This window comes from Endozoicomonas ascidiicola, from assembly GCF_001646945.1.
Lineage (GTDB): Bacteria > Pseudomonadota > Gammaproteobacteria > Pseudomonadales > Endozoicomonadaceae > Endozoicomonas > Endozoicomonas ascidiicola.
The window spans coordinates 386,119-408,600 of the sequence record NZ_LUTV01000003.1; the positions used below are offsets into that span (position 1 = coordinate 386,119).

Sequence of the window (22,482 nt, forward strand, 5' to 3'; positions counted from 1 at the left end):
GCATTTGGATATCACTAGCGATCTACGCATTTACCACTAACGATCAGCAGAAGACTCATTTTTTGGAAATGAACCTTAAATAAATTTTCCTGAATTTGAGACATCAAAGAAAATTAATCGTGGCGTCCCATCAATAAAATACATGAGATAGGTTCGTGTAACGTCGGTTTTTATAAAAAACTTTCTTATATTTTCTCAGTCGGGCCTTGGGGCTCCTGCTAACCCTGTTTCGCATTTTTGGTTTTGGTATTCTTATGGAAGTAAATATTTCTGCAGGCACGTTAACCCTGCAGATTTACAAGGGTGAAGATCGCCTGCACGAGCTGCTCGGTTTTGCTAGCAGAGAGAACCAGAAAAGAGGTTACCTTTTTGTTAGCAAGGTTCTTGGCAAGCACATCCCAGTGAAACCTTCCACCATGAGATGCTTATACCAAGAGTTATCTAAACTTTGTGGTTCTGGGCAAGACACCTTCGTTGTCGGTATGGCCGAAACTGCGACAGGCCTTGGCGCTGGAGTTGCTGACAGCCTTTCTCTTCTGAAAAATCAGGGTTCAGTCATTTATCAGCACACTACCCGGCATGAACTGGACAGTGATATCTGGTTGACCATTGACGAGTCACACAGTCATGCCGTTGACCATATCCTCTATCAGCCCCTTGATGAACTCCACGATAATATTCTTTCCGCGAAAAGACTCATACTTGTTGATGATGAAATATCAACCGGTCGAACATTGTTTCTTCTCGCTGAAAAACTATTGGCTGAACTGAAAAACGTAGAAGAGCTGATCATTGTTTCCATTGTCAGCTGGCTTGATGCCGATAAAAAACAGCTGTTTGAAACATTGCCTGTGTGTACACGATTTGTGAATTTGATAGAAGGTGAATTTACGTACACGCCGGATGACGCATTCTCGCCAACACTGCCTGACAATATTGATAAAGGTATCTGTAAAGACCCATCTCGTGATGACTTAGGTAGACGAGGTATAAAGCTGCCTTATCAAGACGCTCTGGTAACCCCGGAACAGCACAAAAGTGGCAAGTGGACTGTTGTTGGCACTGGTGAGCACCTGTTTTTGCCCTTTCTGATCGCTGAACAAATGGAGGCATCCGGGGCTGATGTTCTCTTTCAATCCACAACACGATCACCAATTCTGCCGGGCGATGCCATACAGCATAAGGTTACGTTCAGCGATACCGGAAAGGACGTTGTTAACTTCATCTACAACCTGCCTGCTGATCGCAAAGTTCACTTAATCTGCGAAGATGAAGGGGCTTATGATTCTAACGGTTTTGCAAGGTACCTTAAGCAAGGGAAGAATAATGTCTGACTCCAAGATTTATGTGTTTTCAGACTTAGATGACACTCTGATTTCCACCAAGGGAAAATTACCAGAGGGGGTTTCTTACGAAACCGGTGCATACGATCGTGATGGTGCACCCTTGTCATTCTTTTCAAACCACCAGAAAACATTGGTATCTCTTCTGGAAAGAGCAAACGCAATCATCATACCTATTACCGGGCGCACCAGTGGTGCACTTGGCAGGGTGAATTATTCATTTCAAAGTTATTCAGCTGTGTCTCATGGTGCTGTGGTATTAACACCTGACGGAGTGGTCTGTGATCACTGGCAGAAGTCGGTTTATGATCAGCCTGAAGATTGGTTCATGATTCTGGAAAAGATGAATGAACAAGTGCAGAAATATATCGACGTTAACAACCTGGATGCGAGAACCCGGGTCATTGTTGATCAGAACATAGCAGCGTATGTATCTGTCAAAGGCTCCAGTGCTGCTTTGGAGGCGCTTGAGCCGATGGCCAGAGACTCATTACTTGGCCTTCACCGGAATGGACGGAATTTAGCTTGTCTCCCCCCCTACGCCTGTAAAAAACAAGCTGTTGAGCATATCAAGCAGTTTCTCAGTATTGATACTGATGATCTGGTCTTGGGTATGGGTGATAGTATCACTGATCTGCCGTTTATCAGATCCTGCCACTTTGGCGTAATCCCAGTCGATAGTCAGATAGATCGAGAGCTTGTTTGTGAATAACTTCAAACCGGAGGCCGGAAACTACCTCAAGCCGTTATGTGGCAGCTATAGCCCGGAAGATTGCCTCTTTCTTCTCAAGCCTGTCTCTGCGAACTACAAAAGCGTCGAAGATAAAGAGCGACTGATTCAACAGGGAACACTTCATTACTCCCAGATGATTCATCGTGAAAGTGAACCGTCAGATATTTATACCGAGCTATTTTATTCAATGCTGTCGACCTATAAGAGTCGACTGGCAGAGCAAGTTATGCGCCTGGCGTTAGAAATCACTCAACGGCGGACTGGGCCAGTTACTCTTGTTTCCCTTGCAAGAGCCGGTACGCCTTTTGGTGTTTTGTTGTACCGAGCTCTGACCCGGCACTTTGATCGGGAGTCGACCCACTATAGCATCTCCATTATAAGGGATCGGGGGATTGATGCTGTTGCTTTGGATTATTTATTATCCAAAGGGCATCTACCTGAAAGCTTTGTGTTCATTGACGGATGGACAGCCAAAGGCGTCATTACCGAGGAATTAAAAAAGTCCGTAGTCGCCTATAATGTTGCTAATAGTGTCAACATCTCATCTGAGTTATTTGTTATATCCGATATAGGCGGTACTGCCGATGTTGCAGCAACCTACGATGACTATGCCATTCCCAGTGCTCTGATGAACTCAACAGTATCCGGGCTGGTATCTCGATCCATTTTGAATGAGCAAATAGGCAGAAACGACTTTCACGGCTGTGTTGTATATGACCATCTGCGTGAACACGATCTCTCAGGCTGGTTTGTTGATCAGGTCTCTGCTGAATTAAGTCTGGACAGAATTGCTCCTCTCTTGTCTGTCCCCAGGCAAGAGCGGCGCGAGATTACGACAAATTTCCTGAACACAATCATGAGTGAAATGAGGGTGTCTGATCTCAATCGTGTGAAACCTGGTATTGCAGAAGCTACCCGGGTGATGTTGAGACGAGTACCCGACCTCTTGATCGTGCAGCAGTCTGGGCATCCGGATATTGCTCATCTTGAAAGGCTGGCTGTTGAAAAATCTATCCAGGTTATCGAAAGAGCGGATATGCCGTTTGGAGCCTGCGCCTTAATACGCGATGTTTTAGAGACGGGAAGTAATAATGAATAGTCGTCGGCTGAATTATTTTGAGCTTGGGGCATCCCTATACACCCCTTGTAATCACCCAAATCTTCAGGGAATCATACAGGATGGTCTCTCAGGCGCTCGCTCCATGATTTTTTGTCTGGAAGATGCCGTCAATGAGGATGAAGTTGGCATTGCTCTGGAAAACCTGAAAACAGCGTTACAGCATTTACAGCCTAACAATCATTTCCGTCGTTTTATACGTCCGCGGAACCCTATGATACTGGCTGAGTTATTGAATATCAGAGATATCGAAAAGATTGATGGTTTTGTGTTGCCAAAAGTTGATCTAACCACATTCCCTCTTTTTAAAGCGGCGCTGGATAATCATGCATCCAGATCATTTTCTTTAATGCCAACACTGGAAACCGAACAGGTTTTTGATAGCCAAACACTGACCCAGATCCGTACAAAATTATTAGAATGGCGTGAAAATACCTGCTGCCTGAGGATCGGGGGTAACGATCTGATGAATGTGTTAGGGCTCAAACGTATGCCGGGTAAAACAGTTTATGAAACACCTCTTAGAAGTGTCATCGATCAACTGTTGATTACCTTCAGGCCTTATGGCTTTGAGTTGTCTTCCCCGGTTTTCGATATGGTAAATGACCCATTAACGCTTATTCGCGAGCTGGAAAACGACATTAGTTACGGCTTCTTTGCCAAAACAGCGATCCACCCCGATCAAGTGAAAATCATCGAGCATCAGTATGCTGCGTTTGTTGAGGCAAACCAGCTTCAGGCAGGTTCCGTTATTGATGAGAGCGCTCCTGCAGTGTTCCTGGAAAGTGGCCAAATGATGGAGCGAACCTGCCATCAGAGATGGGCATTACGTACATTAGCTCTTGCAAATAGTCAGCATGGCGCAAGAGCCGTTTTATCCAATTGAAAATTCATTGATGTTTGTGCCTTCGTCCGAACCGTATCTTATGTTCCGGAAATGGCACTCGCCTGAGGAGTAAAAAATGGCTATCAGCTTACAGAAAGGTCAGCGTATTTCTTTGAAGAAAGAAAGTGGTTCTTCACTTCAAAGTATGTGCATTGGCGTTAACTGGGGTGCAATTATCAAAAAAGGTTTCTTTGGTGGGCAGAAAGTAGAAGCCGTAGACCTTGATGCATCTGTAGGTATCTTTGACGAAAATAGCCAGCTAATTGATACGGTGTCTTTTCGTCAACTGAAGTCCCGGTGCGGTGGCATTGTCCATTCAGGGGATGATCTGACTGGAGACGTTGATGGTGATGACGGTCTCGACAATGAAGTGATCAAAATTGATTTGAATAAGCTCAACCCAAAGGCTACTCAGTTAGCTTTTGTCCTGAACAGTTTCAGAGGGCATGACTTCAAAGATATTCCTTTTGCCCGCATTCGGATTTATGAAGGTACACCTGAGCGGGTTGATCAGGAATTTGCACGATTTGACATTGCTAACGATGCTTCATTCAGCGGCGCCGTCTCTATGATCATGGGTAAATTGTATAAGCATAATGGTGAGTGGAAGTTTAACTCTATTGGCCAGGCAACCCGTGATACAAAGCTTGAGCAAACCTTGGCAAGCTTCTCCCGTGAGTATGCATAATCGAGAGATTTGAAAATGGCTATCCAGCTAACTCCGGGTGCTAATGCACCACTGCCTACCGCAACTATCTCAGTTTCTGTAAAAACAGGAAAGAGTGCTGATATCTCATCATTCCGTCTTTATGGGGATGGTAAGACGAAGAGTGATCCTGACTTTGTCTTTTACGGTCAAAAGAACAATGACGACAACACTGTAAGCCTGACCAGTGAAGGCTTGAACACTGTTTTCAATGTTGATTTAACGCGCTTAAAGCCAGACGTACAACGCATTGCTTTTACCGCAACGGTCGATGCCGGCACTATTGCAAGCTTGGGGACTGCCGGTATTAGTGTTACTCAAGGTTCCACTTTGCTTGTTAATGCGGACGTTCCGATGACAGGACGTTCTGAGGCTGCATTGATTCTTGGTGAGTTATATCGCCGGAACAATGAGTGGAAGTTTCGTTTCGTTTGCCAGGGTTTTAATGGTGGACTAGCACCACTTGCAGAGCACTTTGGTGTTGATATCGCAGCGAATAGCCAACCTTCACCTACTCCTCAGGCCGCTCCGGAACCAGCCAGTAAGCCGATCAACCTGAGCAAAATCACACTGACCAAGTCAAGCCCTTCGATCAGCCTTGAGAAACGGAATAATTCTTACGGCATGATGAAGGTCAACTTGAACTGGAATCAGAAAGGCTCTGCTTCAGGCGGCTTTTTTGGTTTTGGCAAGAGCAAGGGGATTGACCTTGATCTTGGTGCCTTTGTCAGACTAAAAAATGGTCAGAAAGGCGTGGTTCAAGCCTTGGGCAACAGCTTTGGCAGTTACGGACATGCCCCTTTTGTTGAACTCCAGGGGGATGATCGAACAGGTGCGGTATCAGATGGTGAATGGCTGCATATAAATGGTGGAAAGTGGGATGAAATAGATGAGGTGTTAATTTACACCTTCATCTATGAAGGCGTTCCTAACTGGGCAGAAACAGATGGAATTGTCACCTTACATATGCCAAACCAGCCGCCAATAGAAACTCATCTGACTGAAGGACAGAATAAAGGAGGGATGTGCGCAATTGCTCGTTTGCTGAACGTGAACGGCCAATTGAAAGTTGAGCGCATAAACCAATTCTATACTGACCATAAACCAATGGACGAAGCCTTTGGGTGGGGGTTCCGTTGGAGTCGCGGTAGTAAATAAAACAGAAAGGGCTGGTACCTCCAGCCCTATTTTATGAGCTGCTCCTTGTGGATACTGTAGGTAAAACCAAAAAGAGCAAGTCTGCCCCAGGAAAATCATGGTCCAGATAATGGTAATCATGGACTGAAATCCTAGGTAGTAAGCTAGAGTATTTTTAGGCTGATTTATGGGTTTGCGTTTTCGAAAAAGTATTACTATCGCTCCGGGTATTCGAGTGAATCTAGGGCTTAACGGTGCGTCACTTTCTCTCGGCCCAAGAGGGGCTTCTGTCAGTGTTTCTTCCAGAGGTGTTTATGGAAACGTGGGATTGCCTGGTACCGGCTTTTCTTATCGTACTCGTTTAGACAAAAAATCAACAGCTACAAAACGACAGAGCAGTACTGCTCAGCCATCGACCATTGCACCAACTGAGATCCATTTAGAGGTTACAGAAACGGGCGTTATCGAAGCCTTTAATGAGAATGGTGTTCGCTTGCCTCCTCGATATGTGAAAGACGTGGAGCAAAATGATCCCGACGATTTCCGGGCGTTTCTGGTTCAGCAGCGAGATCAAATCAATGAGCTGACCAGAGCTTTGAACGATCTTGTATTGATGATTCCTGAGCCAAAGTACAGGCCAACGGCAATCTATAGACCGTTTTCCAAGCAGGCACCGGAAAAGCAAGCGAACCCTATTATTGTGCCTGAGCTACCTGCCGAACCTGAGCGTGCTGAGTTTTCCTGGATAGATAACACAATTTCGTTTTTCCATACTCGTAAAACGCAGCAGCAGGAACGTGACCAGACAGCTTACGAACAGGCATTTGAAGACTATCGTCGCTTACAAGAACAATATCGTAGTGAGCAGGCAAGGATTGACCAATCCTACCAAGAGGCAATGACTCGGTATCAGACAGAACAAAGGGCTCATGAGGGTGAAACTCAAAGCCTGCAACAACGACGTGAGCAGCTACTGCGAGAAGATACCAATGTGATGTATGAAGTGTTTGAAGATGCCGTTCAAGAAATTAACTGGCCAAGAGAAACATTAATTGCATTTAACTTCAGTGATTGTGGCAAGCAGCTTTATATCGATGTTGATCTGCCTGAAATTGAGGATTTTCCCGCAAGAGAAGCCAGTATTGATAGTAGTCGGTTGCGGATTAAAAAATTGTCGGCAACTCAACAGCGCAGTCTGTATGCTCACCACATTGGCAGCATCGGACTTCTGTTGTGTGGCGTAGGTTTTAACCGTCTTCCGAGTGTTCGGCAGATCGTTATCAGTGGATTTTCTCAAAGGAAAGACAGTCGTACCGGCCATACAAATGAAGATTATTTGTACAGTGGCAAGATGACTCGGCGAGTGTTTAGTCAGATTAATTTCGCTCAACTTGGAGAGTTGGATCCGATGAAGGCGCTTGGTTTGGGGGAGCTTCGATGTACTCTATCCAAGACCAACTTGTTTAAGTCTATTGAACCATTTTGATAATACGAGTTTTCTTGGAACCACGACGTTCTGGTGAATCACATGTAAGTACTATGCGTTATTTTCGACAAAACTGTTAATCATCAATATTAATTAGTAATCAGCAGTTTTTGAAACTGACGCAAGCACAATTGTTTATGATTGAGTGAGACGTCAATTATCGTTTACTTACTAGATATTTTATTAAACACACTTAGTATAAGGAGAGGTTAATGGTTACATATGTATATTGGATTACTCTGGGAATCCTGTGTGTTTTTCTATTATGGGTATTGATTCGTGCAAACCAAACCAAAATGGGAATTATTGTAGCAATAATAGTGTTTATAACAGGTGTTTCCAGCTACTTCTTTCACTTTCAACAAGTTTTTGTAAAGCATTATGGCGGCGTGATGACATTAAAAGTGCCTCAGGGGCAACATCATCTAGGGTCAACGTGGAAAGATGATCACCTGTGGATTGAGAATTATGATCCGATAAAAAATATTTGTTATTTCAATGAATACTCAAGGGGTAACTTACTCCAAGGGCAAGTTGTTATAGAAGACTGCAATCCATTGATTGACAAAAACTAGATTGAGTATTTTCTCAAAAAAGTGCTGAAATGCCATAGTAAAAATCGCTAGCCACCCTGGGTATACTCCAGTCAATCACTATGGCTTTATTCGATCACAGCCGATTGTCAGCAGTTATTGAGAAGTTAAGTAGGGCTGGGCTCCACCTAAAAATCAACACCACACCCCAGTGAAGTATTTGTACGTATAAAATAAAGAATGACTTGGTTCTATACCCAAAGAAAGCGATAATGTGATTGAGAAAGAAGGAGATTTGCAAGACTATTTTTCGAAAAAACTACTACTAGAGAGGTGGTTTGACCGTAGCAACTGGATCAGCTGTTTTCTACTTGGTAATGGAGGAACTGGTTCCGTCTCTGCACTTGAATTATCGAAAACAAAACCATCTATTGCAATAGCAATATCAGCGGGAGGTGTGAGCATCTTAAATACATTCAAAAAATACCAAACAAATAAACAAACAAACTAATGATCGTAATGATCTTAAGAAAAATCGAAATTAGCGTGGATAATTAATGTTATATATAATCGGAATTATTGTTGTTCTACTTTTATTGTTTTTTGTAGCAATTCCACTCTTGAAACATTTATTTGGCTTACTAGTAGCATTTCTTGGTAACTTGCTTGGTATGATCATTGGTATAGGATTAATCATCCTTACCATAGCCTTATGTATTGCTTTCCCACCGTTGATTGTCGTTTTTGGTGGAATCATCCTCTTCTATAAATATAGTAAATAACCACCCACAACCTAATCGAACGCTGTAAATACTAACTAGTGACCGTGGTTCCTTGCTATGTTCGTGGTACGCTACCGGAGCCCCACACTTCGGCGTTAACTGATGAAAACCCACCCCAACAAATCAATGCATAAGGGGAGAATTATTTTGGCATATAGATATGATCGTGATTTAGAGTTCTTGGGAGAACTCTCTTCAGAAGACCTTAATGATCTTGTTTATTGTTTAACACATGATAAAGACGGAGATGAGCGATTAACTGAAGAGCTCAGTAATCATGATCTCTACAAAAGACACTATCCAAAACACTCTGAATATTGGAAGGAAATCGCTGCTGAAATTCAGTGTTTTGGTGCAAATACTTTCGCCACAATGTTCCGCGGAGGAAAAGGTGTAGAGTACAAAGAGGTGCTTGTTGATGTTTGTAGAAAAGTGAAGGTTAATTTTAATAAAGATTCAAGCGTAGAGAAAATCGAACAAAACCTTTTAATGAAGATCCTCGAAGATGCTATTGAAAATATGACACCAGAGGAGTTAAAAGAACTAGCTCAAGCAACAGGTATAAAAAACAAATCAGGTGTTACTAAAGAAGCAATGGTTGGCGTCTTCCAAGCTATTTTTCAAGCAGGCGGCTTCAAATCCTATCAATTAACACTAATCATTGTCAACGCAGTTCTTAAAGCATTGATTGGTAGAGGCCTATCTTTTGCTGGTAATGCCGCATTAACCAGGACTATGGCTATTCTTACTGGCCCAATTGGTTGGGTTATTACCGGATTATGGACTGCTGTTGATATAGCTGGTGCAGCATATCGAGTAACAATCCCATCCGTAATTCAAGTTTCAGTATTAAGACAAAAGCACATTTATGAAAAGCAGGCTCAAGAAGTTGAGTTTGAATAAGCATCTAATCGGGTAGCCGGGAGTTTTTAATTCCCAGCCGCCACGGTAACTGCTCGGCTCTGTTCACAATAGATGTTGGTGAGGCCCTCAAGGCCAGTATCTGTGTGGAGATCCAGACTTTAGTAAAACCTTTGAAAAGTGAAGTTTTCAGAAACATTTTACACGCGACCATGCATCTAATTTGAACAGAAGCGAAAATATTAAGTTGAGCTCATGAAAGAAAAAATCTTCGCTGAAAGCATAAGCATTTTAGGAAATGCTCCACGTTAGCTCTGGCCTGAAGAGATGAAAATATCCGTTTTCAATATATAACCTACTTAGTATGTCTCAGAATTGTAGAATAGATTTTGTACACCATTACACTTGTTTTTCTTCCATGTTCTCATTTTTATAGAGTCGATAGCCAATGCCTATCGGAGCAATGAATAAAGCACCACCATAGCAACAAAGGGTAGCAATAATCTCATTGAACCAGCTATCTTCCCATGGAAGCATGTGAGAAATGCTTGAATAAACATATCTTGAGAAAGGGTAGAAAATAACATTAATGATACTTAACAGCGTTCCCACTAACGGAAAACCATTTTCAGACATCAAACCTAAAGCAATCAATAAAGCAATTATGAAGTGCTTTAGGTAGTAATACTCTGGCAACAGTTTTGATAGCCTTGATATAAAACTGAACAGCTTTTGCATGAGTAACCTTTAATATGTCATCACATTAGACAAGTAGAGCGTATTTTTGTACGAATTTAAAGAACCACCTCTTAGCACCATTAATTCTGGCGCTTTAGGGCGAAGCAAAACAAACTTTCCTATGTATTATCCATACCATGCGATTATGTATTAATTTATAAAGGATGTCGATATCCAAAATAAGAGTTCACTTTGGCAAGGCTCAAGCTTCCTGAAAGTGGAACAGTACCTTACCTGTATGACTTACTCTGTCGTCTTTCAGCAAGCCACTACTGAGAATGGCATTGAGTTGAAGATCGCATTCCGTTGGCGTCACCGCTTTTTTGAAATGATTCATAATAAGCCAGACAGGAGTAGTTAAACAGTCGTCATGATTCCAATCAACAGCTAAATCGTTCTGCTTCTGTATAAGCAAAGTATCAGAGATAGTAACTGTAAGAAATAATAGTTTGTTGGTCGATCAGATTATGTAACTATTTATCGAAATGCATACCTACTTATGAAACACATTAACTGTGATTTTGCTATTCGCATATAAGATATATTTTGATTGGGGAGCACTTATATCAGATGATTTTCTAACAGTATATAGTCGCCAATACTCTGCAATAGGTAAAGTTTCAGTAATGAAAGAAGTCAAAGTTTTACTAGGTGTTCTCCTATTTGCTGGAGCATCAATATTTTTTTTAAGTCCACGCTGTTATGAGTCCACCGAAGAAGCGTGGGAAGCATGTGATCGAAAATACAATGGGAAATGCAAATTTTTAGGTGACGCATATCAAGTATGCGAAACAAAAAAGGCTTCTATATTTGATGAGCTGTTTTCAAATTCGTATAAGGCTTGTTTGAAAATCGTGGAACGAGAAGGTTTGCAAGAATGGTATTGTGAGACAGAGTCAGGAAGAGAACAAATATTTAATGAATAAGTGACACTCTAATCTCATACTCACCCTTTATCTGAAGATGGTTACTTATTCATCTGTAGGTGATTCAGATTCAATCTGGCAGTTACCGTTTTCAAGAAGGTGGCTGTCAGATTAAACCTGAATTACAACAGGTGGTTACGGCTAATTATTATTCGGAGCTATTTCAGCTGTAGAGAATTGATCTAATTCCAGACTAGCTCTTTCAGTCAGCTCAACGGGCAGTTCAGTTTTAACAGCAACCCCAAGATCCTTAAACTCAGAAGCCTGCTTAATAAGATTGCCTTTACCGCTATGCAACTGCCCCAGAGCTTTATCGTAGGTAACTTTTGCCTGATCCAGCTTTTTGCCAACCTCCTGCATACTCGTTAAAAAGAGTCTGAGCTTGTCATAGAACTTCTCTGCCCTGTTTGCCAGTTCGGCTGTATGCTTGTTCTGATCTTCAAAACGCCACAGTTGCCGAACAATATTGAGGCTGGTTAACAAGGTCGTGGGTGTTGCTACCAGTACATTTCGCTCAATAGCTCGCTGGTAAAGCGTTTCATCGGATTTAAGCGCCTCTACATAGGCTGATTCGATCGGAATAAACATAACCACTATTTCTGGCGAATTCAGTCCGGGCAATTTGTAGTAATTCCGATCAGATAGCTCATTGATTCTGTCGCTTACTGCCTGCGTATGCTCTTTCAGTGCCTTTTTACGCTCAAACTCATCTTCTGAATTGACATAGCGCGTGTATGCAGCCAGTGAGGTTTTGGCGTCGATGACCATGTGTTTGTTCTGAGGCAGGTAGACGATGGCATCAGGACGCTTTCTGCCCTCATCTTCGGTATTAAAACTGACTTCCCGCTTATAGTCCGTTCCCAGGCGAAGGCCGGAACCATCGAGAACATTTTCCAGCATTAGTTCACCCCAGTTGCCCTGAACTTTTTTCTGTCCTTGCAGTGCAGTTGTCAGCTTTTCTGCCTTGTCGGTGATGTCCTGATTCAGTTTTTGAAGGTTTTCCAGTTCTGCTTTGAGCTGTATACGTTGCTCCACATCGCGCTCATGGATTTTTTCCACTTTATCCTTAAAGCCTTTCATTTCGCTCTGAATCGGGGTGAGCAGATTACTGATGGTCTCACTGTTTAGTTGCTTAAATTTCTGCCCTTTTTCTTCAAGGAACTGGCTTGCCAGACGTTCAAACTCTTTGGTCAGAACTTCTTTGTTATTTTCAAGCTGCTGAAATTGCTCTGCAAAGTTTCTTTCTCTCTGCTCAAGGGTAGTTTTCAGTTCGGTATAGTTAGCAAAAATGTCACGGTATTCATCTTGCAGACTTGATAATTTACCTTCTGTTTTTTCCCAGAGCTCTTTGTATTCTGCTGTTTTTTTAGTTGTGTTTTCCAACAACGCCTCTGATTTTTTATGAGCCTGTCTGCTTTCAGAAAGCATGCTTGATAGTGCTTCTTTTTGTTCGACCAGATTTTTAGCGTCAGCCAGAACCTCCTGAATTCGTTCATCCCTTTCCTGAAGTCTTTCCTGATAGGCGGCAGCATCTTTTGAGCGCTGATGAGTAAGACTTTCCGCGGTCTCTTTTGATTTGGCGGCAACTTCAGAAGCAGTTTTTTCACTGCTTTGCAGCTGTTCTATTTTACTCTGTAACAGGCTGATCGTGTCTTTGTTCTCAGACTCTTTCTGCTTCAGGTTTGACATCGTCTCCTCTGTTTTGACCAGGCTTTCCCTGACAGTGCGCTCTGACTCTCTGAGTTCTAGAATTCGCTGAGAATAGTCGGCGATCCGCTGATCCTTTTGCGAAATCTGTGAAAGCAAATTCTTTCGTTCTGCATCTAAACGCTCATGACTGAGACGAATCGTCTGCAGCTCTGTTGAGTTTTCCTTTTCATCATTTCTTGCTTGCTCCAAGGCTTCAGACAACCGGGTGCTTTCAGCTTTGTATTGCCTGAGTTCTGCATCCTTATCTGACTGACCCTGGCGACTTTTCTGAGCTGACAGTATGTAACCCAGAACAAATGCCATTACAGCAAATGCACAGGAGACAAGTATTGATGTTAATTCCATAAGTTACCCTATTAAGCAATTGATGTTTTGAAGGCAAAGTTTAAAAGGCATCAATTCTCGAAAAGAGAAGAGACTTTGCACTTTTCTGGGTTTTAACGTTTTTGATCTAAGTTATCTAAGAATAAATCAGGCACACTACCGTCCGTCGAAATTCGTAGACCACTTACTCTTTGAATGAGCTGCCATACATACATCGAATTATCGATAGGGGTAAATACGCCCTCAATGTGATCTGAGTATCTTTGAAAAAAATCAGCTAGCGATCGGCCTCAAAGTGATTTTCCAAACCGGAGAATCTTAGCATGGTAAAAATGCTCTTTGTATTGACGCAAATCGTAATTCAGTTCGTGTGATTACTGCTGACAGGCAGTCATATCATTGAGAGAATTTCACTTCTAATGATTTATGCCATATCTCTTGACTGAGGTCTTCCAATTACCGTGAAGATGGCTTCCTTTAGAGGTATTATGCGACTGTCGTTTTCTTGCATTTATGCAGGTTATGCTGATGAGTCACTGATTCTATAATTCTTCATCAGTAATTATTTGGCACGGGTATGTATTTTTTCGGAGTTCATAAAGTATGAGACGTCTCCCTGTATACCTAGTCATTGATGTTTCTACATCAATGACTGGAGAACCAATAGAAGCTGTACGCAATGGTATGGACACGTTGTTGAGTAGTCTTCGACAAGACCCTCATGCCCTGGAAACTGCAGCGTTATCTGTTATTGAGTTTGGCTCAGATGCAAAGCAGAGCGTACCACTGACTGAGTTGATTAATTTTCAAGTCCCAACTATCGAAGCTAATGGCTGGACAGCCATGGGGGCTGCGCTGTCACTTCTGAACGCAAGAGTGACAGAGGAAGTAAAAAAGACAACGGCGGATTCTCGAGGTGACTGGAAGCCATTGGTTTTCCTCTTTACCGATGGAATACCAACGGATGACCTTCAAAAAGGTTTGGCTGATCTGGATAAATCGAAGCTCGGGATGATCGTTGCCTGTGCTGCAGGACCTCATGCTGACGTTGATGAGCTGAAAAAAATAACCGATTGCGTAGTTCGGCTGGATACTCTGGACAGCGCGGGTGTTGCCGCTTTCTTTAAGTGGGTTTCCGCTTCTGTCAGTACTAGTTCGGTTAAAATTGATTTGACCAAGAAAGAAGTATCCACTTTGGATGAACTACCTCCTCCCCCTGAAGAAGTCAAAATCGTTTTTTAGTCTCCATCTCCACATTTTTCGTTTGACCTTTTTTGATTTTTTATCGGGTGATTTTTATGGCGCGACGTTTACCTGTTTATCTTTTGATAGACTCCTCAGGCAGTATGGCTGGAGAGCCTATTCATGCTGTTAATGTTGGATTGAGTTCTTTGGTTGCTGGATTACGTCAGGACCCTTATGCGCTTGAATCCGTTGCTTTATCTATTATTACTTTCAGTAACACAATAGAGGAATTGTTTCCTCTTACTCCGCTGGAGAGTGTTCAAGTTCCCGAAATCACCTTGCCGAGAAGTGGTGCCACCCATCTTGGTGAAGCTCTCGAAACTCTCTGCCAGAAAGTGGAAAAAGACGTCCACAAGTCTACTCCTACCAGTAAAGGCGATTTTCGACCAATGCTGTTTGTGCTGACAGATGGTAAGCCCAGTGATCTGCAGTTATTTGAACAGATGTCAGTCAAGATTAAGCAGGCGAATTTTGCCGCTATTGTTGGTTGTGCTGCGGGGCCTAAAGCTAGCTCTGAATTTTTGCAGAAGATGACCAATACCGTTGTTACTCTGGATACTATGGATTCATCAGCCTTCAGCGCATTTTTTAAATGGGTCTCTGACTCCATTGCTGCTGGTAGTCAATCGGCAGGAGTATCACTAAGCACAAGCGGCGGAACATTACCCCCTCCACCTGAAGAAATTCAATTGGTTCTGTAATTAGGGAATTTAATGATGCGCAGATTACCTGTCTATTTTCTGTTAGACGTATCTGAGTCAATGCTTGGTCTGCCATTGCGACAGCTGGAAACTGGCATGGAGCAGATTATTCGTTCTTTACGAACAGATCCTCAGGCTCTTGAAAGCGTTTATTTATCCGTTGTTGCTTTTGCGGGCAAGGCTGATGTTATTGTCCCTTTGATTGATGTGGTCAGTTTTTATCCTCCCCGTTTACCGGTAGGTAGTGGAACTGCATTGGGAGCAGCTCTTAATTGCCTGATGGACAATATTGAAAAAGATGTTGTGAAAACAACAACTGAGCGCCGGGGTGACTGGAAGCCGGTGATTTTTTTAATGACTGATGGACGTCCCACAGATAATACCGATGAGGCTGTCAGGCGATGGAATACGGAGTTTGCTCATCGGGCTCAACTAGTTGCTATTACTTTGGGTGATCAGGCTGACACGTCTGTTCTTTCAAAAATGACTGATGACGTGTTATGCCTTGAGGGAAATGATGGCAAGACGTTCAAGCAGTTTATTGACTGGATCAGCGCATCAGTCACTGCAACCAGCTACCTCGTTGAGAGCAATGCTGGTGCAGGAGTTTCTCTTGCCAAGAAGCCAACCGGACTGACGTTGGTAAAGGACTTTCCCGTACATACTGCAAGCGCTGTTGATGAATCTGTCGTAGTGCTGACAGGTCGTTGCCAGAAGAGTGAGCGACCCTATCTCATAAAGTATAACCGTAGTGACGATGCTGGTTTTGGTGAACAAGAGTTTGAGCTTGAGGGCGCATTCCCAATCGAAGAAAGTTTCTTCGCATGGTCTGCAATCGATAAAGAGGGCGCTCAGGTCAATACCGACCAATTAATAGGTGTGCCGGCCTGTCCACATTGCGGTAACGGCACTGCTTTTGCCATGTGTTCGTGTGGGGGACTGCTGTGTACTGATGGCGCTGGCCCTTATTCATGTCCTTGGTGCAAAACTGAAGGTATGTTTTCAGAAGGCAGTGACGGAGATTTCGATGTAACCCGAGGTATGGGCTAATGGGTCAAACGTCGCGTATACCCTCCGCTGAAGTGCGGACACTGGTGTCTATTTTTCAACATGAACCAGATGAGAGATTGATTCAGCAGCTGCTCGAAGATAGTGCTTTCTGTTCGTTTTATTCAGGTATCAAAAGCATGGTTCTGCAGCATATTGAGCAGATACCGCCCGTACTGGATGCCGTTCAGTCCGGCGAAGGCACTGATACCCTTACTGCTATTGCAGATACATCAGATCAGCAAGATAGCAATGAAAGTATGGAACCAAAAGAATCTATTGAGCAAATGCTTGATAATGAGAGTACATCTGAGAGCCCTCAGAGTGAGTTCTTAAATCTTTGCAGTGACAGTAACTCCAGCCAGAGTTCCAGTAGCCCTCAGGAGCAGGGTGATGTTGCAAGTGATGCTTCAAACCTTTCAACTACAGACGCGAATAGTGATATCCCTGATGAGCAGGAGTCAGCAGAGCTTTCAATAGTTGCTCCCATACATGAAGCTGATGAAGCTTTGCTATCTGTAAACGTGGATAGTGCTGATGAGAATCCATCCGCTGATGACAGTGTGAAGGTAGACAGCTCTGACCATTCAAGCATAAGCCTTGTTAAAGAATCGGAAGTAGGTGAGTCCAACGCTATGAAACATAACCCACCGGATCTTCAGCTGGTTCAAGAGAGGGAAACGGTTCATGTCAATATGCCAAACGGTATGTGTGGGCGAGAATATAGCCAGATAATTCAGCTGGCCAACCTTCATGTAGAGGACAGTCGAATACCAGATGAGCTGGGTCTGCAATTTGATAAAGGATCAAATTGTATTAGTGGTATCCCAAAGCAGGCTGGGGACTTTGAAATTCGATTTCAGGGCTACTTATCCGAGGAAAATTCTTCGAGTGAGCAGACCCGGAAGGATGTATTTGTAATTTCCCGTTTTACGATTAACCCTGATCCTCGTTCGTTGTGGAAAGATGTTGAGTCCGATTCACAGGCAAAATTTCATAAACCGGATTTTGATAGCAGTAGTTTAGATGTCGAAGAGTATCGTATGATCGCTGCGAGCCAAAGAGGTCGCAGTCACGCTCATAAGGGAACACACCGTGATGATGAGGCTGGCATTAAATACCTTCCCGAAAGCGGCTGGCATATTCTTGTAGTGGCTGATGGTGCAGGCAGTTGTCAATATTCAAGGCGCGGCTCACAGCTCGCTATTACGTTTGTTCTACAACACCTGACTGATGAACTGAATGGCGAGGTTGGAAAACAGCTTGAGGCTGTCTGTTTGGAGCGGGAGCAGCTGGAAAGTGGATTTGATCAGTCTGTAACTCAGGCTTTACATCAAACATTGGTCATGGCCGCATGGAAAGCTGCAAAGGGGATTGAAAGTGAAGCTAAACATCATGACCTTAGCGTTAAAGATTTTTCCACAACCTTGCTGATACTGATTTACAAAAAAACAGAAAAAGGTCATCTCATTCTATCGTTTTCTGTTGGAGATGGAGCGATTGCTGCCTATAGCAAAGAAGGTGGCGTAGACCTCCTTTGTACACCTGATAGTGGCGAGTTTGCAGGTCAGACTCGTTTTCTGGATGGAGGTGTTTTTAAACAACCGGATGTTTACCAAAGAATCAAGGCGTGTTTGCTGCCAGACTTCACCGCATTGATGGCGATGACAGATGGAATCACCGACGCACGATTCGAAACTGAATCCATGTTGAGCGAGAGCGCCCCTTGGCAAGCCCTGTGGATGGAGTTAGAGCCGTTATTGAAAGGCTCAAAAGAAGACGCAGAAAAGGCGGTGTTGGATTGGCTGAATTTCTGGTCGCCTGGAAATCATGATGACCGCTCCATTGCATTTCTGGCTGGGATTGACCGAAATGACTGATATTGTTCGAGTGCCATTATCTGATGGCAATTATATTGAGTACATAGATGACTTGATTGGCTCAGGAGCCATGAAGGATGTCTATTTTACACCGTGTAAAACCAAGGTTGTTGCATTCTATCGCGAGCCTCAGGATGCAGCCGCCCGTGAACGACTTGAGATGATTACCGGTATTTACCGTGAGCGTATTTTTGATGTGCCGGGCGGTGAATATTGGAAAGAATTATTTTGTTGGCCTGATCAGATCATAGAGTTCCAGGGGAAATTAGGGCTTGTGATGCCGGTTTATCCCGGGCATTTCTTTTTTGAACACGGCAGCGTTAATGACGACATGCTTGGTATTAAAGGGAAAGAAAAGCAGGGGAAATGGTATGCATCAGCCAATAACCAAAATCGATTTCTGGACCCACGGGAACGTGGTAGTTGGTTAAACTATCTTCAGATCAGTTTGAAGATTGCTCGTACAGTTCGACGTATGCATGCTGCTGGCTTGGCGCATTCTGACCTGAGCTATAAGAATGTTTTGGTCGCCCCGACCAGAGCTCAAACTTGTGTGATCGACGTTGATGGACTCGTGGTTCCGGGGAAGTATCCGCCTGATGTTGTTGGGACTCCTGATTTTATAGCTCCAGAATGTGTAGCAACAGCTCATCTTGATAAAAATGACAGCGCCAGAAAACTGCCCAGTATTCAAACTGATCGACATGCGCTGGCCGTGCTGATTTACCATTATCTTCTGTTGCGGCACCCTTTACGCGGGGACAAAGTGCATGCTCTTGAACCCCATGAAGATGAAACTCTGGGTATGGGAGAAAAAGCACTGTTTATAGAGCATCCAGTGGATACAGGTAACCGTATTAAGCTGGAAAATGTTCGGGAGAGCGAACTCCCATGGAAAGATACCAATAAACTGCCATATACCATAACCGGTCCTTATCTGAGCCAGCTTTTTGAAAGAGCGTTTATTGATGGTTTACATCATCCGGGCTTAAGACCCACGGCCGATGAATGGGAAACCGCCCTGATCAAGACTCTGGATCTTGTTCAACCATGCAATAACTCAGGTTGTGCACAAAAGTGGTATGTGTTTGATAACAAGACCAATCCTGTCTGCCCATTTTGCGATACAAAGTATGAGGGGTTGCTCCCTGTTCTCAACCTCTACTCATCTAGGGATGGGCAGAGTTTCAAGCCTGATAACCATCGTCTGATGGTCTACCGTGACCAATCTCTGTTTCCCTATCATATCAATAGGAATATTGTTCCGAATGAACGGTTGGCTGATCAGGATAAGAGCAGGGTCGGTTACTTTATCAACCATCATGGTCGATGGTTGCTGGTCAATGAAAAAATGCAGGATTTAACAGATGTGGCCAATAAGCGACCTGTGTCGCCAGGAGAGCATATTGAATTAACGGATGGTTTACAGCTTTTGTGCAGCAAAGAGCCGGGAGGGCGATTATTTGTAGTTCAGATGGTAAACAAGCATTGAGAAACTCGTGAGTCAGACAGATGTCTGGCTCACTGTTAAAGCAACCTTGAACTGGTATTCAAGTGACGGATGCAGTGACGGATGCAGTGACGGCAGTATTTGAAGAAGTTTTTTTGAATTCTACTTTTCTCTGTATTTCTGGATATATTTTGTTCAGAAAGAGACTTTGGTTTTGGAACGACATCATATTGAAATGTAAATAAGTGAGATCATGGGACGTACTGATCTTAACGAACCTCTTAGTAATGATTACATTGGTTACATCTTCCAGAAATATTTCCTTGGTTTTCTTCTCCGCCGAATCATAAACTCTGATCAGGATACCGTCATAATCCAGAAAGAACTTACCGCTCATCTTGTAAAGCCTTAAAGACTCTGAGAGTAAAAAATAAACGGCATACGCAATAGCAGCAATATTGATTAAGTCATAGCCACTTTCATAGCTAAGGTACATTGGTGACAATGTTACAATAGTCGCAGCACATAATATGCGGCAGGCGATATCGAAAGAGAAATTTTTGATCTTGATATGCATCATAGCAATACGGCACTGGAGGATATGCTTGGTTGGTAGACCTTTTCTATAGGCATAGTACATACCCGCTGATACTGAAATGTTTCAGACTTAAAAAGGCACTGATAAGACATTAGCCTTTCATGCTCACTTCCAAGCATTCTTTTGAAGGGCAACATCAATGTTAACCTGATGATATGCTCGCTCATCAGCTTTTCTGATCATATCTTTCAAGTTTGTAAAAAGCGATTAGGGGAAAGTACTTACATTTTATACTGCTGTGAGGGAGTGTTGCATAATTATTGTGCATTGAAGTTTATAGCGTGTAGGCATGTGTTGAACTTGTTTTTTTTCCTGAAGAAATGATGCGGAGTTTGTGAAACTCTTTTGGGGTAAACATAAAAAACTAATGGTTGGAGAGCCTTGCGATGATAGGGTGAATTGAATCGCTGGGGGGGGGAGGTAGAAATTTTTCACTGCGTGCTGCGCTACTCAGCATTAACTTGATCCCCCAGAGATTACACTCCGGGGTAGTTGGTATGTAAACAGCAATAGACTGTCTTCTGCTCAGCTGAAATAAACCTGAGTTCACTCTTGTATGTTGATCGAAATGACCTCTTTTATGAAACATTCTTGAAACTCTTTCAAGGTAACAGTCTTTTCTAAATTGGTTTGACAGGGGGCGATGTTCTTCTTCTGCAGCTTGGCAAGCCCTCGCTCGACCATCCCCTTTTTCACCATTCCAGAAGGAGGAGCAATACAAACATCAAATTTACAATGGTCAATTAAAAAATTGCTTTCGTTTAAAATTGAGCTTTCACCACTATCCCTGACGATAGTTGTGGGTAGCAGGTGATTCGAAAAGTCTGTATGACATTCATCAGAGAGTATACGTTCCTGACCTTCATCAAGTGTGTTTTTGGAAGATTGGTAAAAACCTACGACCATCTGAGAATGTGTATCTATTGCTGTACTTACGACAAAATCACTACTATCAGCACCCATTTAATCACCTATACAGTTCATTAATTCTGATTCGGACTAAGTATGCATTCCAGAATATTTCGCTACCCTTTAAGGCTAGGAGATATACCGATTACATCGTAGGAGTGTTTTTTGATTGCCGCCAGATTTTTTGTTACCCAAAAGCGGGAAAGAAAACTAAATATCTGTCGTGTATCTACCGACTACTGACTTGTATATCACTGGAACAGCTCTTCCTTTGTTTAAGGCCTCTGCGGTGAAGAACTGATAGCGGTTAGTGTATGTGCCGGAAATTTCTGAATTCACCCCGGCTAGAGGCTTATCTGAAAAGTGGGTATTTCTCTGATTATCAGTCCAATGATAAACGCCAGTTCGATTAACTTTTTTGATTGATTATGCTTGGGAAGGTACGAATAAGTCTCTTTCCAAGAGATAATAATATTCCAATCATCTCCCTTTGAACGCCTGCACGACTTAACTCAGTTTTTCAGATGGCGAGTTTACCCAAAAGCATAGAACAACTCGCAAAGAACGCTTTCTGACTAAAATGGAAGAGCTTGTGCCATGATCCAGACTTATTAGTTTCATAGCCCCCCTATTACTCTAAGCGGTGTAATGGTCACCCTCCTTATCCATTGGATGTAATGGCACGGATCCATTGTCTTCAACAATGGTACAGTCTCAGCGATGAAGAAATGGAGGACGCCTTGTTTGAAATTGCATCCATGCGACTTTTTCCAGACACTGGATAAGCCGATCCCTGATCGTACGGCGATCATAAACTTTAGACACTTGCTTGAAAAGCATCATCTTGTTGGAAAGGTGGTTAACTTTATCGAGATAAACGACTGGCTGACAGACTCTGGGACCATCCTGAAAGAAGGCGGATTGGTTGATGAAACCATTATCGAGGCGCCGACCTTGACTAAAAATAACGGAAAACAGTGCGATCTAGACATGCACCAGACCGAAAAAAGTGATTTTTTGATGGAGCTCTTAATAATCAAACTACCCGACTATCGTTATCGGCAAAGGCATCGGGCATCCACTTTCCATAAACTTTGATAATCATTGACCCGTCTTTATGCCCCGATTTTCTGGTTTTATCTTCAGAGTGATGCCCCTACATCAGCTCATACCTTACTCATCTAACCTTTCTGTTTTTTTACTTGAAAATACATCACGAAAATCATCTTTTGTCTTATCGTATCCCTTATCATTGAATTTTTTAGGTTGGATTTTCAGTATTTTCCAATCCCAAAATGAGCCTGAAAAGAGTATAAACCCATGATTTCAGGCCTTTCGCTTAAAGATGCCTTGAAACAGTGATTCTCTGG

21 protein-coding genes and 1 pseudogene are annotated in these 22,482 nt (G+C 43.0%); 17 read left to right on the forward strand and 5 right to left on the reverse strand.

The window, feature by feature from the left end:
* Positions 1-254: 254 nt before the first annotated feature.
* The 10 genes from AKL11_RS09250 to AKL11_RS09300 all read left to right on the forward strand — a co-directional run bounded on the left by AKL11_RS09250 (position 255) and on the right by AKL11_RS09300 (position 9,626).
* Positions 255-1,334: a phosphoribosyltransferase domain-containing protein gene (locus AKL11_RS09250; RefSeq protein WP_067517288.1), complete on the forward strand. Its 1,080-nt coding sequence runs from the start codon at positions 255-257 to the stop codon at positions 1,332-1,334.
* Entirely contained in the window at positions 1,327-2,055 is a 729-nt protein-coding gene (locus AKL11_RS09255) for an HAD family hydrolase (protein ID WP_067516678.1), read from the forward strand. The genes AKL11_RS09250 and AKL11_RS09255 overlap by 8 nt, the downstream gene beginning before the upstream one ends.
* On the forward strand, positions 2,048-3,175 hold the full coding sequence (locus AKL11_RS09260; protein WP_067517290.1) for a cysteine protease StiP family protein: 1,128 nt from the start codon (positions 2,048-2,050) through the stop codon (positions 3,173-3,175). The genes AKL11_RS09255 and AKL11_RS09260 overlap by 8 nt, the downstream gene beginning before the upstream one ends.
* Positions 3,168-4,079, forward strand: a complete 912-nt coding sequence (locus AKL11_RS09265) for an HpcH/HpaI aldolase/citrate lyase family protein (protein ID WP_067516680.1) — start codon at positions 3,168-3,170, stop codon at positions 4,077-4,079. Before AKL11_RS09260 ends, AKL11_RS09265 begins: the two co-directional genes overlap by 8 nt.
* A 76-nt stretch (positions 4,080-4,155) precedes the next feature.
* Positions 4,156-4,767 carry a TerD family protein gene (locus AKL11_RS09270; RefSeq protein WP_067516682.1) on the forward strand — a complete coding sequence of 204 codons (612 nt, stop codon included), beginning with the start codon at positions 4,156-4,158 and terminating at the stop codon, positions 4,765-4,767.
* A gap of 15 nt (positions 4,768-4,782) precedes the next feature.
* Positions 4,783-5,943: a TerD family protein gene (locus AKL11_RS09275; RefSeq protein ID WP_157673487.1), complete on the forward strand. Its 1,161-nt coding sequence runs from the start codon at positions 4,783-4,785 to the stop codon at positions 5,941-5,943.
* Positions 5,944-6,109: 166 nt separating this feature from the next.
* Positions 6,110-7,408, forward strand: coding sequence for a DUF4236 domain-containing protein (locus AKL11_RS09280; protein ID WP_067516684.1), 1,299 nt, complete (start codon positions 6,110-6,112; stop codon positions 7,406-7,408).
* A 212-nt stretch (positions 7,409-7,620) separates the two neighbouring features.
* A complete protein-coding gene (locus tag AKL11_RS09285) occupies positions 7,621-7,983 on the forward strand; it encodes a hypothetical protein (protein WP_067516686.1) in 363 nt (120 codons plus the stop codon).
* 232 nt (positions 7,984-8,215) lie between these two features.
* On the forward strand, positions 8,216-8,452 hold the full coding sequence (locus tag AKL11_RS09290) for a hypothetical protein (protein WP_067516688.1): 237 nt from the start codon (positions 8,216-8,218) through the stop codon (positions 8,450-8,452).
* Positions 8,453-8,825: 373 nt separating this feature from the next.
* Positions 8,826-9,626 carry a YaaW family protein gene (locus AKL11_RS09300; protein ID WP_245673319.1) on the forward strand — a complete coding sequence of 267 codons (801 nt, stop codon included), beginning with the start codon at positions 8,826-8,828 and terminating at the stop codon, positions 9,624-9,626.
* Positions 9,627-9,983: 357 nt separating this feature from the next.
* Here AKL11_RS09300 and AKL11_RS09305 read toward each other — a convergent pair whose 3' ends face one another.
* Positions 9,984-10,322: a hypothetical protein gene (locus AKL11_RS09305; protein ID WP_067516692.1), complete on the reverse strand. Its 339-nt coding sequence runs from the start codon at positions 10,320-10,322 to the stop codon at positions 9,984-9,986.
* 202 nt (positions 10,323-10,524) lie between these two features.
* A complete protein-coding gene (locus AKL11_RS26435; RefSeq protein ID WP_281180416.1) occupies positions 10,525-10,659 on the reverse strand; it encodes a hypothetical protein in 135 nt (44 codons plus the stop codon).
* 289 nt (positions 10,660-10,948) lie between these two features.
* Here AKL11_RS26435 and AKL11_RS09310 point away from each other — a divergent pair, with 289 nt between their 5' ends.
* Positions 10,949-11,248: a hypothetical protein gene (locus tag AKL11_RS09310; RefSeq protein ID WP_157673488.1), complete on the forward strand. Its 300-nt coding sequence runs from the start codon at positions 10,949-10,951 to the stop codon at positions 11,246-11,248.
* A 141-nt stretch (positions 11,249-11,389) separates the two neighbouring features.
* On the opposite strand, the gene AKL11_RS09315 is transcribed toward AKL11_RS09310, so the two are convergent.
* Positions 11,390-13,303, reverse strand: a complete 1,914-nt coding sequence (locus tag AKL11_RS09315; RefSeq protein ID WP_067583134.1) for a DNA recombination protein RmuC — start codon at positions 13,301-13,303, stop codon at positions 11,390-11,392.
* A gap of 582 nt (positions 13,304-13,885) precedes the next feature.
* On the opposite strand from AKL11_RS09315, the gene AKL11_RS09320 reads away from it, so the two are divergent.
* Genes AKL11_RS09320 through AKL11_RS09340 form a run of 5 tightly spaced genes read left to right on the forward strand, consistent with a single transcriptional unit; the run spans position 13,886 to position 19,647 of the window.
* Complete coding sequence (locus tag AKL11_RS09320; protein ID WP_067516698.1) at positions 13,886-14,524, forward strand: VWA domain-containing protein; 639 nt, start codon at positions 13,886-13,888, stop codon at positions 14,522-14,524.
* Positions 14,525-14,556: 32 nt separating this feature from the next.
* A complete protein-coding gene (locus tag AKL11_RS09325) occupies positions 14,557-15,228 on the forward strand; it encodes a vWA domain-containing protein (protein WP_253705187.1) in 672 nt (223 codons plus the stop codon).
* Positions 15,229-15,240: 12 nt separating this feature from the next.
* Positions 15,241-16,278, forward strand: a complete 1,038-nt coding sequence (locus AKL11_RS09330) for a TerY-C metal binding domain-containing protein (protein ID WP_216636487.1) — start codon at positions 15,241-15,243, stop codon at positions 16,276-16,278.
* Positions 16,278-18,155, forward strand: coding sequence for a PP2C family serine/threonine-protein phosphatase (locus tag AKL11_RS09335; RefSeq protein WP_067516702.1), 1,878 nt, complete (start codon positions 16,278-16,280; stop codon positions 18,153-18,155). The genes AKL11_RS09330 and AKL11_RS09335 overlap by 1 nt, the downstream gene beginning before the upstream one ends.
* Entirely contained in the window at positions 18,148-19,647 is a 1,500-nt protein-coding gene (locus tag AKL11_RS09340) for a helix-hairpin-helix domain-containing protein (protein WP_067517298.1), read from the forward strand. Before AKL11_RS09335 ends, AKL11_RS09340 begins: the two co-directional genes overlap by 8 nt.
* Before the next feature lie 58 nt (positions 19,648-19,705).
* On the opposite strand, the gene AKL11_RS09345 is transcribed toward AKL11_RS09340, so the two are convergent.
* Both AKL11_RS09345 and AKL11_RS09350 read right to left on the reverse strand, forming a co-directional pair.
* Positions 19,706-20,245 (reverse strand): hypothetical protein, encoded by a 540-nt coding sequence (locus AKL11_RS09345; RefSeq protein ID WP_067516705.1) that lies wholly within the window; start codon positions 20,243-20,245, stop codon positions 19,706-19,708.
* A 504-nt stretch (positions 20,246-20,749) separates the two neighbouring features.
* Positions 20,750-21,166 (reverse strand): hypothetical protein, encoded by a 417-nt coding sequence (locus AKL11_RS09350; protein WP_067516707.1) that lies wholly within the window; start codon positions 21,164-21,166, stop codon positions 20,750-20,752.
* Positions 21,167-21,623: 457 nt separating this feature from the next.
* Between AKL11_RS09350 and AKL11_RS26220 the strand changes: the two are divergent.
* Positions 21,624-22,126, forward strand: a pseudogene (locus AKL11_RS26220) (transposase); the annotation flags it as partial.
* Between the last annotated feature and the right edge of the window lie 356 nt (positions 22,127-22,482).

Bases quoted from the DNA above. Each gene is read 5' to 3' on its own strand.
- AKL11_RS09250 (WP_067517288.1), top strand. From the start codon at position 255: ATGGAAGTAAATATTTCTGCAGGCACGTTAACCCTGCAGATTTACAAG.
- AKL11_RS09255 (WP_067516678.1), top strand. From the start codon at position 1,327: ATGTCTGACTCCAAGATTTATGTGTTTTCAGACTTAGATGACACTCTG.
- AKL11_RS09265 (WP_067516680.1), top strand. From the start codon at position 3,168: ATGAATAGTCGTCGGCTGAATTATTTTGAGCTTGGGGCATCCCTATAC.
- AKL11_RS09270 (WP_067516682.1), top strand. From the start codon at position 4,156: ATGGCTATCAGCTTACAGAAAGGTCAGCGTATTTCTTTGAAGAAAGAA.
- AKL11_RS09275 (WP_157673487.1), top strand. From the start codon at position 4,783: ATGGCTATCCAGCTAACTCCGGGTGCTAATGCACCACTGCCTACCGCA.
- AKL11_RS09280 (WP_067516684.1), top strand. From the start codon at position 6,110: ATGGGTTTGCGTTTTCGAAAAAGTATTACTATCGCTCCGGGTATTCGA.
- AKL11_RS09285 (WP_067516686.1), top strand. From the start codon at position 7,621: ATGGTTACATATGTATATTGGATTACTCTGGGAATCCTGTGTGTTTTT.
- AKL11_RS09300 (WP_245673319.1), top strand. From the start codon at position 8,826: ATGAAAACCCACCCCAACAAATCAATGCATAAGGGGAGAATTATTTTG.
- AKL11_RS09305 (WP_067516692.1), bottom strand. From the start codon at position 10,322: ATGCAAAAGCTGTTCAGTTTTATATCAAGGCTATCAAAACTGTTGCCA.
- AKL11_RS26435 (WP_281180416.1), bottom strand. From the start codon at position 10,659: ATGAATCATTTCAAAAAAGCGGTGACGCCAACGGAATGCGATCTTCAA.
- AKL11_RS09310 (WP_157673488.1), top strand. From the start codon at position 10,949: ATGAAAGAAGTCAAAGTTTTACTAGGTGTTCTCCTATTTGCTGGAGCA.
- AKL11_RS09315 (WP_067583134.1), bottom strand. From the start codon at position 13,303: ATGGAATTAACATCAATACTTGTCTCCTGTGCATTTGCTGTAATGGCA.
- AKL11_RS09320 (WP_067516698.1), top strand. From the start codon at position 13,886: ATGAGACGTCTCCCTGTATACCTAGTCATTGATGTTTCTACATCAATG.
- AKL11_RS09330 (WP_216636487.1), top strand. From the start codon at position 15,241: ATGATGCGCAGATTACCTGTCTATTTTCTGTTAGACGTATCTGAGTCA.
- AKL11_RS09335 (WP_067516702.1), top strand. From the start codon at position 16,278: ATGGGTCAAACGTCGCGTATACCCTCCGCTGAAGTGCGGACACTGGTG.
- AKL11_RS09340 (WP_067517298.1), top strand. From the start codon at position 18,148: ATGACTGATATTGTTCGAGTGCCATTATCTGATGGCAATTATATTGAG.
- AKL11_RS09345 (WP_067516705.1), bottom strand. From the start codon at position 20,245: ATGTACTATGCCTATAGAAAAGGTCTACCAACCAAGCATATCCTCCAG.
- AKL11_RS09350 (WP_067516707.1), bottom strand. From the start codon at position 21,166: ATGGGTGCTGATAGTAGTGATTTTGTCGTAAGTACAGCAATAGATACA.